Here is an 8478-nt window from a genome sequence, read left to right as displayed (position 1 = left end):
CTATATTCTTATTTATATAGCCGGATCATTCTACTATTTATTATTTTATCCTACAATATTTGCGTTCAACCAAGAGATATTTCAAGCAGAACATTATAAAAGTTTAAGTGGAACGATGGAAATACAAGGACAGTTAACACAAGTTATTTCTGGAGCGGCCGCGAGCTTCTTAATTGAAATTGTATCTTTGAAGTGGATTTTGTTAGTAGACATGTTAACTTTTGCTGGAGCATTTTTTCTTTTCTTATGTATACCGTACGTAAAGAAAAAAGAAGTGAAAAGAAAAATAACATTTAAGAAGCAATTGTTTGAAGGAATTCACTTTATGAAAAAACGTCCTAAGATCTTTTGGTTCTTACTGGCCACTTATATGCCGTTTATAGGTGTTATGATGGCAAATTATTTAATACCAGTTTATATTTCGGATATACTTAAAGCCAATGCCTCTGTATACGCAATAGAGGGGATGATGTACGGTGTTGGAGCGGTTGTTGCAGGAATCTGTATTCCACTCATAATGAAATATGTAAAAACAGAAGTTTCAATCGTTATGACGATGTTCATTTATGTAATTTCAATTACCGCAATGATTATTGAACCTTCCGTAATTTTCTTATATGGACTTGCAATTTTTCATGCAGTTGGAAATGCGGGTACAAGAGTGGCGAGAAATGTATTGATGATGGAGGAAATTCCAAACGAAGTAATGGGAAGAGTGGATAGCTTATTTCGATTAATTGGTACAGGAATAAGAATTGTATTATTAATGCTGTTTACAGTTGGTGTATCTAAAGCTGGGGTAATGCTCCCGTTTTACGTACTTAGCTGTATATTGATTCTATCATTAGGAATTGCTTTTTATTATGTATATTCACAACGTAAAGTAGGGACGAACGTTTCTAATAAATCAATCGTTTAAAAAAACACTTCTGCCTCCCTTTCTTTTTCTATATAATAAAAAGAAAGGGAGTGCAAACTTATTTATGAACAAATGGATCTTTCTTATCATTTTATTATTACCGCCACTATACATCATTTATATGACGTTTCGAATGAACAAAGTTGCTCGTGAAAAGTTGAGCTATCACTCTCCGTACGTTCTTATACTGGGTGCAAAGTTATTTGGAGATAGACCGTCTTTATCTCTTCAAAATCGTTTGGATGTAGCGTTGGAGTATTTATTTTCCCATCCTGAAGCGAAAGTAATTGTTTCAGGTGGTCAAGGAGAAGATGAAGATATACCGGAAGCTCACAGCATGAGAAACTATTTAATGGTACACGGTATAGATGAGAGTCGTATTTTAATAGAAGATCAATCTACAAATACGTATGAAAACTTAAAGTTTAGTATGGATTTATATAATGTGAAACATGCGGTAGTTGTAAGTAATACGTATCATTTATATCGAACGAAAATAATTGCAAAGCGTTTAGGCATGAAGATGGAGGCACTAGCTGCTGAAACACCAATTCGTTCTAAGAGAAAAATGTATGTTCGCGAATATGCTGCTATAATGAAAACAATATTGTTCGACCGTTAGAGCTCAAATGTGAGCTCTTTTTTAATTTAAAAGCGTATCATTTGAAATGAATGCCATATTCCATCAAAATAAAGGAAACAACAGTAAAGGAGTTGTATTTGTGATTCAATTTAATCATGTGTCAAAATCGTATGAAGATGGCACGAAAGCAGTGGATTCATTGCATTTAGAAATTAAAAAGGGAGAATTTTTTGTTCTCATCGGTCCGAGTGGTTGCGGGAAAACAACGACAATGAAGATGATTAATCGTTTAATCGAAACGACTGAAGGATCGATTTTAATCGATGGAAAAGATATTCAACAATATAATATAAACGAATTACGTTGGGATATAGGATACGTGTTGCAACAGATTGCTTTGTTTCCTCATATGACAATTGCTGAAAATATTGCAGTTGTTCCTGAAATGAGGCAATGGAGCAAAAAAGAAATTAAAGCACGCGTCGATGACTTGTTACATATGGTTGGATTAGAGCCGGATATATATCGAGATCGTATGCCTGATGAATTGTCAGGAGGACAAAAACAACGTGTCGGTGTCGTGCGAGCATTAGCCGCAAACCCGAAAATCGTTCTTATGGATGAACCATTTAGTGCGTTAGATCCATTAAGTAGGGAACAGCTTCAGAAGGATATTGTACAGTTGCAAAAAAAGATTCAAAAAACAATCGTGTTCGTAACACATGATATGCAAGAAGCATTATCACTTGGAGATCGCATTTGTATTATGAAAGAAGGAAAAGTTGTTCAACTAGATACACCAGAAGGAATTATACATAATCCGAAAAATGAATTTGTAGAGGAGTTCATTGGAAATCATGGGCGAACTTGGTATGAGGGGAAAAGTGTAGCAGATGTATTGCCACTTGATCAAAGTGTGCAATTAGAAGGGCAGGCGCTATCATTACATTCTTCCTTACAAGAAGCACTAGTTCGTGTGCGTGATGAAGAGGTCGTTCCAGTTGAAGAAAACGGTCAATATATTGGAGCGTTAACAAGTCGTCATATTGTCAATTACATTGTTGAACAAATGAAGGAAAGAGGCTAAACAGTGACTAATTTTATACAAACGTTCCAAGAACGAAAAATAGAATTACTAACTGCATTAAGTGAGCATTTACAAATATCGCTTATTTCATTATTTTTTGCAGTAATTATAGCAGTGCCACTTGGCATCTTATTAACAAGAAAAGAACGAATGGCTGAATTTATAATAGGAACTTCTGCAGTAATGCAGACAGTGCCATCACTTGCATTGCTTGGACTCTTAATTCCGTTAGTAGGAATCGGAAAACTTCCAGCGATTATCGCATTAGTTGTGTATGCACTATTACCTATTTTACGAAATACATATACAGGAATAAGGGAATTAGATGAATCTCTAATAGAAGCCGCGAAAGCTATGGGGATGAATAGTTGGAAAAGATTGTGGAAGGTAGAACTTCCTCTTGCATTGCCTATTATTATGGCCGGTATTCGTACAGCGATGGTATTAATTGTTGGAACGGCTACATTAGCAGCTCTCATTGGTGCTGGTGGGCTCGGTAAGCTTATATTATTAGGTATAGATCGAAATGATCATGCACTTATCATTTTAGGGGCCGTACCAGCCGCGTTACTCGCTTTATTCTTTGATATAGTACTTCGCATACTTGAACGACCGAAACGCTCTTCTAAGCGTGTTATATTGACGATATGTATTGTTTGTATAATGATTGCTTCTCCATTTCTTTGGAGTACCGAAAAGAAAGATATTGTTATTGCGGGCAAACTTGGATCAGAACCTGAAATTTTAATTCAAATGTATAAGCAGCTTATTGAACAAGATACAGATTTACACGTACAATTAAAACCAGGTCTTGGGAAAACAGCATTTGTATTTGAAGCGTTGAAATCAGGGGAAGTAGATATATACCCAGAATTTTCAGGAACAGCTTTATCTACTTTCGTGAAAGAAGAACCAAAGAGTACAAATCGTGATGAAGTATATGAGCAGGCTCGCGTTGGAATGGAAAAGAAATATAATATGATTATGTTGAAGCCAATGGAGTATAACAATACATATGCACTAGCCATGCCGAAAAAAATAGCAGATCAAAAGAATATAAATACAATTTCTGATTTAGGGAATGTTGCGCAGGAAGCCAAAGTAGGATTTACATTGGAATTTGCTGATCGTGAAGATGGTTATAAAGGAATGCAAAAATTATATAACTATAAGTTCTCGAATGTTAAAACGATGGAGCCGAAGCTGCGTTATAGCGCAATTGAATCTGGAGATGTTAACGTAATTGATGCATATTCAACAGATAGTGAATTGGAGCAATACGGACTGAAAGTGCTAAAAGATGATAAAGGCTTATTCCCACCTTATCAAGGAGCACCATTATTAAGAAAAGAAACGTTACAGAAATATCCTGAACTTGAAAAGGTATTAAATAAATTATCTGGAAAGATTACAGATGAAGAAATGCGAAAAATGAATTATGAAGTTAACGTAAATGGTAAAAGTAGTGAAGAAGTCGCAAAACAATTTTTACAAAAAGAGAATTTACTTCGTTAAATTTACAAGAAATATACAAATTTATATGTTTGAAATGACCGTTCATTACAAAATGAGCGGTTTTTTTGTGCATACTTATACATTTTTTCAAAAAAGTATTCCATTTTTGCTCATTTTCTTTTAGAATAAGTAATGTTTTCCTGAAAAAATATAAGAGAAACGTCTATTAGAGAAAAAGGTGACTTTAATAGTTGAACGAACATAACACCTAGAATGACAGATGGGGTGGTACAAATAGAAAAGAAGTTAGGATTTTTTCCATTAATCGCATTAGTAGTTGGAACAATGGTTGGTGGCGGTGTTTTTAGTTTACCGCATGATTTAGCAGTAGGAGCAAACAGTGGTGCAATAATAATTGGCTGGTGTATTACAGCGATGGGAATGATTCCCCTTGCGCTCGTATATCAAACGTTAGCAAGACAAAAACCGGAACTTGAAGGTGGAATTTATAGTTATGCACGTGCTGGTTTTGGTGAATATATTGGATTTAATAGTGCTTGGGGATATTGGCTAGCAGGAATCTTAGGTAATGTCGCAACAATTATGTTACTGTTTAGTACATTAGGTTATTTCTTTCCAATTTTCAAAGGAGGAAATAATGTTGCGTCTATCGTTGGGGCATCACTTTTATTATGGACACTTCATTTTCTAATTTTATTTGGGATCCGTGAAGCTTCTATTATGAATGTTATCGCAACAATAGGGAAGTTAGTTCCAATCGTTTTATTTATTGTTGTAATGGTAACAGCCTTTCGCTGGGACACATTTACACATGATTTTTGGGGAGAAGGAACGATCTCACTTTCCGCTATACTTGGTCAAGTGAAAAATACAATGCTTGTAACACTTTGGGTTTTCATTGGAGTTGAAGGAGCGGTTGTATTATCTGGAAGAGCGAAGAATAGTCGAGATGTTGGTAAGGCAACAGTATTGGGACTTATTTTAGTAATGTCCATTTATATTTTAATTTCTGTCCTGTCAATGGGAGCTATGACAAGAGGCGAACTTTCTGTGTTAGAAACTCCGTCAATGGGACATGTATTAGAGCACGTTGTTGGTCCATGGGGTGCAGTTGCGATTAACATCGGATTAGTTGCTTCACTTGTCGGTACATTAATTGGCTGGTTTTTACTTGTTTCTGAAATTTCTCATGTAGCAGGAAAAGATGGCGTATTTCCGAAAGTCTTTACGAAAACAAATAAAAAGCAAACACCGCACATGGCATTATGGATTTCAAATGGTGTTGCCCAAATTATATTTATCATCGTTTTGTTTTCGGAATCAACATATCAAATTATGTATTTCATTGCATCAACATCAATTTTATTACCATATTTATTATCAGCGTTATTCCAATTTAAATTAGTCATTACAAACGAGCTAAAAGACGCAAAATTTAAAAACGGAGCGTTGGCTTTAATTGCTTCTATTTACTCTGTATGGCTTCTTTATGCAGCTGGTTTAAAGAATTTACTACTCGTTTCAATTGTGTATGGAATTGGAATTATTGTTTACACGTTTGCAAGAAAAGAACAAGGGAACCGTTGCTTTGTAGGTGCAGAGAAGTATGTGATGTGGGCAATTATTGTTGCGGCTATCACATCCATATATATGTTATTAACTGGAAATATAAAAATGTAAAAAGTCCTTTTCATTTAAAGGGCTTTTTTCTTTGTTTAGAGAATATTTACTACATAAGATATTCAGGAGGGATGAGAATGGAAGAAAAAGAACAGTTGTCTAGAATAATTGATTTAGCTAGTGAGTTAAGGAAAGTATTAGTGCAAGAATCTTTTTTTAATCATCATCCTGAACTAAGAGGAGTCATTGAAAATTTAGCAAGTTCTGTTGAAAATTTGGCGGAATTACAAATAAGTAAAGATGAAAACGCTGAAGATCGATTACGTTACGTACTTGCGAAAATGAAAATTGCTCATAATGCAATTTTACAGGAGAAAAAAGCATTTCCTTCTCATTAATATAAGTTTTTATTTTGAACCTGGCGGATAACGTCAGGTTTTTTATTTCTAGTTTTTCGTTTCTTTCATACACTAAGAATAGTATGAAAAAAGAAGGTGACTAAGGTGAAATTACATAAAGCTCTTCAGCCAAGTTTTATAAAACGAATGTACTATATGAGATTTTTAGGGAAATTTACAAAAGCTGAGAAAGAGAAGAGTGGAGAGAATTTCTTTGTACAATGCTTATCGCCAATACCATTCACTTTACAGGAACAATTTACAAATGAACCATATGTATTTGAAGGGTTATGTAGCAATAAAAAGAATGAAAAAATCTTTTCGGAATTAAAGAAGAGGAAATTAGAAAAGCAACTAGTAATGTTTCGTCTTTATTATGAAAGAGGAAATGTATACGTGGAGTTAATATGTACAGAAGAACCGAAAGAAATAGCAAGCAGCTATAAAATGATTCCGGCACCTAAAGTTACAAATAATAAAAAAAGAGAATCTTTAGAACGAAAACTTAGCAACGGTTATTTATCATTTCTTATGCCAAAATTTCCGAAAGACTTTGAGCCTCCCGAATTATTGTGGCACGATGGAAGACTTTACGGAAACATATCCCTAAAGTCATCAATTAGCTCAATCGCCTATTTTGAACAGAAACGTGAGTGTAAATATATAAACTGCAGTGACTGGACGAAGTATGTAGAAATAGCGGTAGAAGATCAATTATATTTTGTAAGTGATTATGTGTATGAGCAATTAAAAAAACGAATGCATGAAGAAGGTAAGCTAGTTGAAGTAGAGGATATAAAAGTACAAAAAGATGAATGGGAATGGGATGAGCGTGAATCGTCTTTTTTACAGTATGTACAAAGTATGGTGCATAATAAAGGGTTATATTTGGATGAAACGGATATTTATAATTTCCATATAAGTGTAAAAACAAATATGTTAACGATTCTTGGTGGTATACCGGGCGTTGGGAAATCACGGTTTGTGCAAACTTATGCAGAAGCATTAGGGTTACAGTATGGGGAAGAGTTGGTTTGGATTCCGATTTCGCCATCGTATCAAGAACCACATGATTTACTTGGTTACCTTCATCCAAATGGTACTTTTATTGAAAGTGAAACGAAGTTAGTTAGGACGTTAATGAAGGCGAAAGAAAATCCAAATCAACTGTATATAATCGTTTTTGATGAAATGAACATGTCTCATATTGAGCATTGGTTTACTCCGTTTCTATCTGTTCTTGAACTTGAAACAAAAAATCGTATTTTAAACTTGTATGAGGGTGTACAGGACATAGAGAATTCAATTCCATCAACAATTGAAATTGGAGAAAATATTATATTTGTAGGTACTGTGAATTTTGATGAAACAACAAAAGAGCTCTCTGATCGATTATTAGATCGAACGAACCTAATAACGTTACAGAAAATTCCGTTTTGTGAGATGGACATGGAACAGGGGAAAGTCGTATTACATCCACCTTTGAAAGTAACAGCGGGAGAATTTCGGATAAATTGGATGAGAAATAAAGCGATGATTGAAGTGTTTTCTGAAGAAGAATTAGAGCTATTAGATAAGTTGCATGTCGTATTGTCATCACATGACGCGTCTAAGGGAATTTCTTTCCGATGTGCAAATGCAATTGCGACTTATTTGCAAAACATACCGTTCCAAAATAACCATACCTATATGATCAGTAGAGAAGAGGGGTTTGATTTACAAATAAAGCAGCGTGTATTGACGAAAATCAGAGGGACCGAAATGATGGTTGGGCCTTTACTTTCTGAAGAAGCAAAAAGGGGGGCGACCTTAGTACCTCTTTTGCAATCTGCACTTGCAAACAGAGTATCTACATTTGAACACTCTTTAGCATATATACGAGAAAAACGTAGAGAACTGGAGCTGTATGGATATGCAAAATGAAGGGCGTTACGAAACAAAAATCGTTGATACGAATGAAACGCTCCCTTTTGTATTAAAGTTAATCATTGGAAATGAGGGGAAAGGAGATTATATTTTATTAAATCGTCTTTGTACATCTACTACAGCATTAGTTCAATGTATTTATAAAGTACAAGAATTAAAACCAATAAGATTGCAGTACAATTATGAAATTCCAATGAATATTACTTTTATATGGAATAAAGTATATGAGGGACAGAAAAATATAAAAGAGGCTCAATATGAAATAAATGAAAAAAAACAAAGAGTATTAATATATGAACATGGGAAAACAGAATTCTTTTATCCATGGCGCTGTGGTTTATACCATTTTGAAGTGCGTATAGAAGATACAACGTATTATGGCGCATTTCAAATCGTACCGAAAAACTTTTTTGATGATCAATTTGAAATGATTCAAGACTATGTGAAGTCAATTTTAAATGAGTTGATT

The 8478-nt window shown here is 34.4% G+C and carries 7 protein-coding genes and 1 pseudogene; all 8 read left to right on the top strand.

Annotated features, from left to right (window positions below; all coding sequences use genetic code 11):
* Positions 1-919 (top strand): MFS transporter (locus ABWK52_RS14240; RefSeq protein ID WP_353771965.1); only part of this gene is annotated, 919 nt, incomplete at its 5' end.
* A gap of 64 nt (positions 920-983) precedes the next feature.
* Positions 984-1541: a YdcF family protein gene (locus ABWK52_RS14235; RefSeq protein WP_001045713.1), complete on the top strand. Its 558-nt coding sequence runs from the start codon at positions 984-986 to the stop codon at positions 1539-1541.
* A 100-nt stretch (positions 1542-1641) separates the two neighbouring features.
* Positions 1642-2589, top strand: a complete 948-nt coding sequence (locus ABWK52_RS14230; RefSeq protein ID WP_000614082.1) for an ABC transporter ATP-binding protein — start codon at positions 1642-1644, stop codon at positions 2587-2589.
* A gap of 3 nt (positions 2590-2592) precedes the next feature.
* Positions 2593-4104 carry an ABC transporter permease/substrate-binding protein gene (locus ABWK52_RS14225; RefSeq protein WP_097998211.1) on the top strand — a complete coding sequence of 504 codons (1512 nt, stop codon included), beginning with the start codon at positions 2593-2595 and terminating at the stop codon, positions 4102-4104.
* A 213-nt stretch (positions 4105-4317) separates the two neighbouring features.
* The gene (locus tag ABWK52_RS14220) at positions 4318-5745 is read left to right on the top strand and encodes a basic amino acid/polyamine antiporter (RefSeq protein WP_000129443.1); all 1428 of its coding nucleotides are present in this window, start codon (positions 4318-4320) and stop codon (positions 5743-5745) included.
* 77 nt (positions 5746-5822) lie between these two features.
* The gene (locus tag ABWK52_RS14215; RefSeq protein ID WP_000391445.1) at positions 5823-6083 is read left to right on the top strand and encodes a hypothetical protein; all 261 of its coding nucleotides are present in this window, start codon (positions 5823-5825) and stop codon (positions 6081-6083) included.
* Positions 6084-6188: 105 nt separating this feature from the next.
* The gene (locus ABWK52_RS14210; protein WP_000766197.1) at positions 6189-8006 is read left to right on the top strand and encodes an AAA family ATPase; all 1818 of its coding nucleotides are present in this window, start codon (positions 6189-6191) and stop codon (positions 8004-8006) included.
* A pseudogene (locus ABWK52_RS14205) lies at positions 7996-8478 on the top strand (hypothetical protein); the annotation flags it as partial. The gene ABWK52_RS14210 and the pseudogene ABWK52_RS14205, both read left to right, overlap by 11 nt.

The sequence above is a fragment of the Bacillus sp. AP50 genome, assembly GCF_040492675.1.
GTDB lineage: Bacteria > Bacillota > Bacilli > Bacillales > Bacillaceae_G > Bacillus_A > Bacillus_A cereus.
This window is presented reverse-complemented; position numbering and strand designations above follow the sequence as displayed.

Excerpts from the sequence above, each read along its gene's own strand:
- ABWK52_RS14235 (WP_001045713.1), top strand. The coding sequence starts at position 984 with ATGAACAAATGGATCTTTCTTATCATTTTATTATTACCGCCACTATAC.
- ABWK52_RS14215 (WP_000391445.1), top strand. The coding sequence starts at position 5,823 with ATGGAAGAAAAAGAACAGTTGTCTAGAATAATTGATTTAGCTAGTGAG.
- ABWK52_RS14220 (WP_000129443.1), top strand. The coding sequence starts at position 4,318 with ATGACAGATGGGGTGGTACAAATAGAAAAGAAGTTAGGATTTTTTCCA.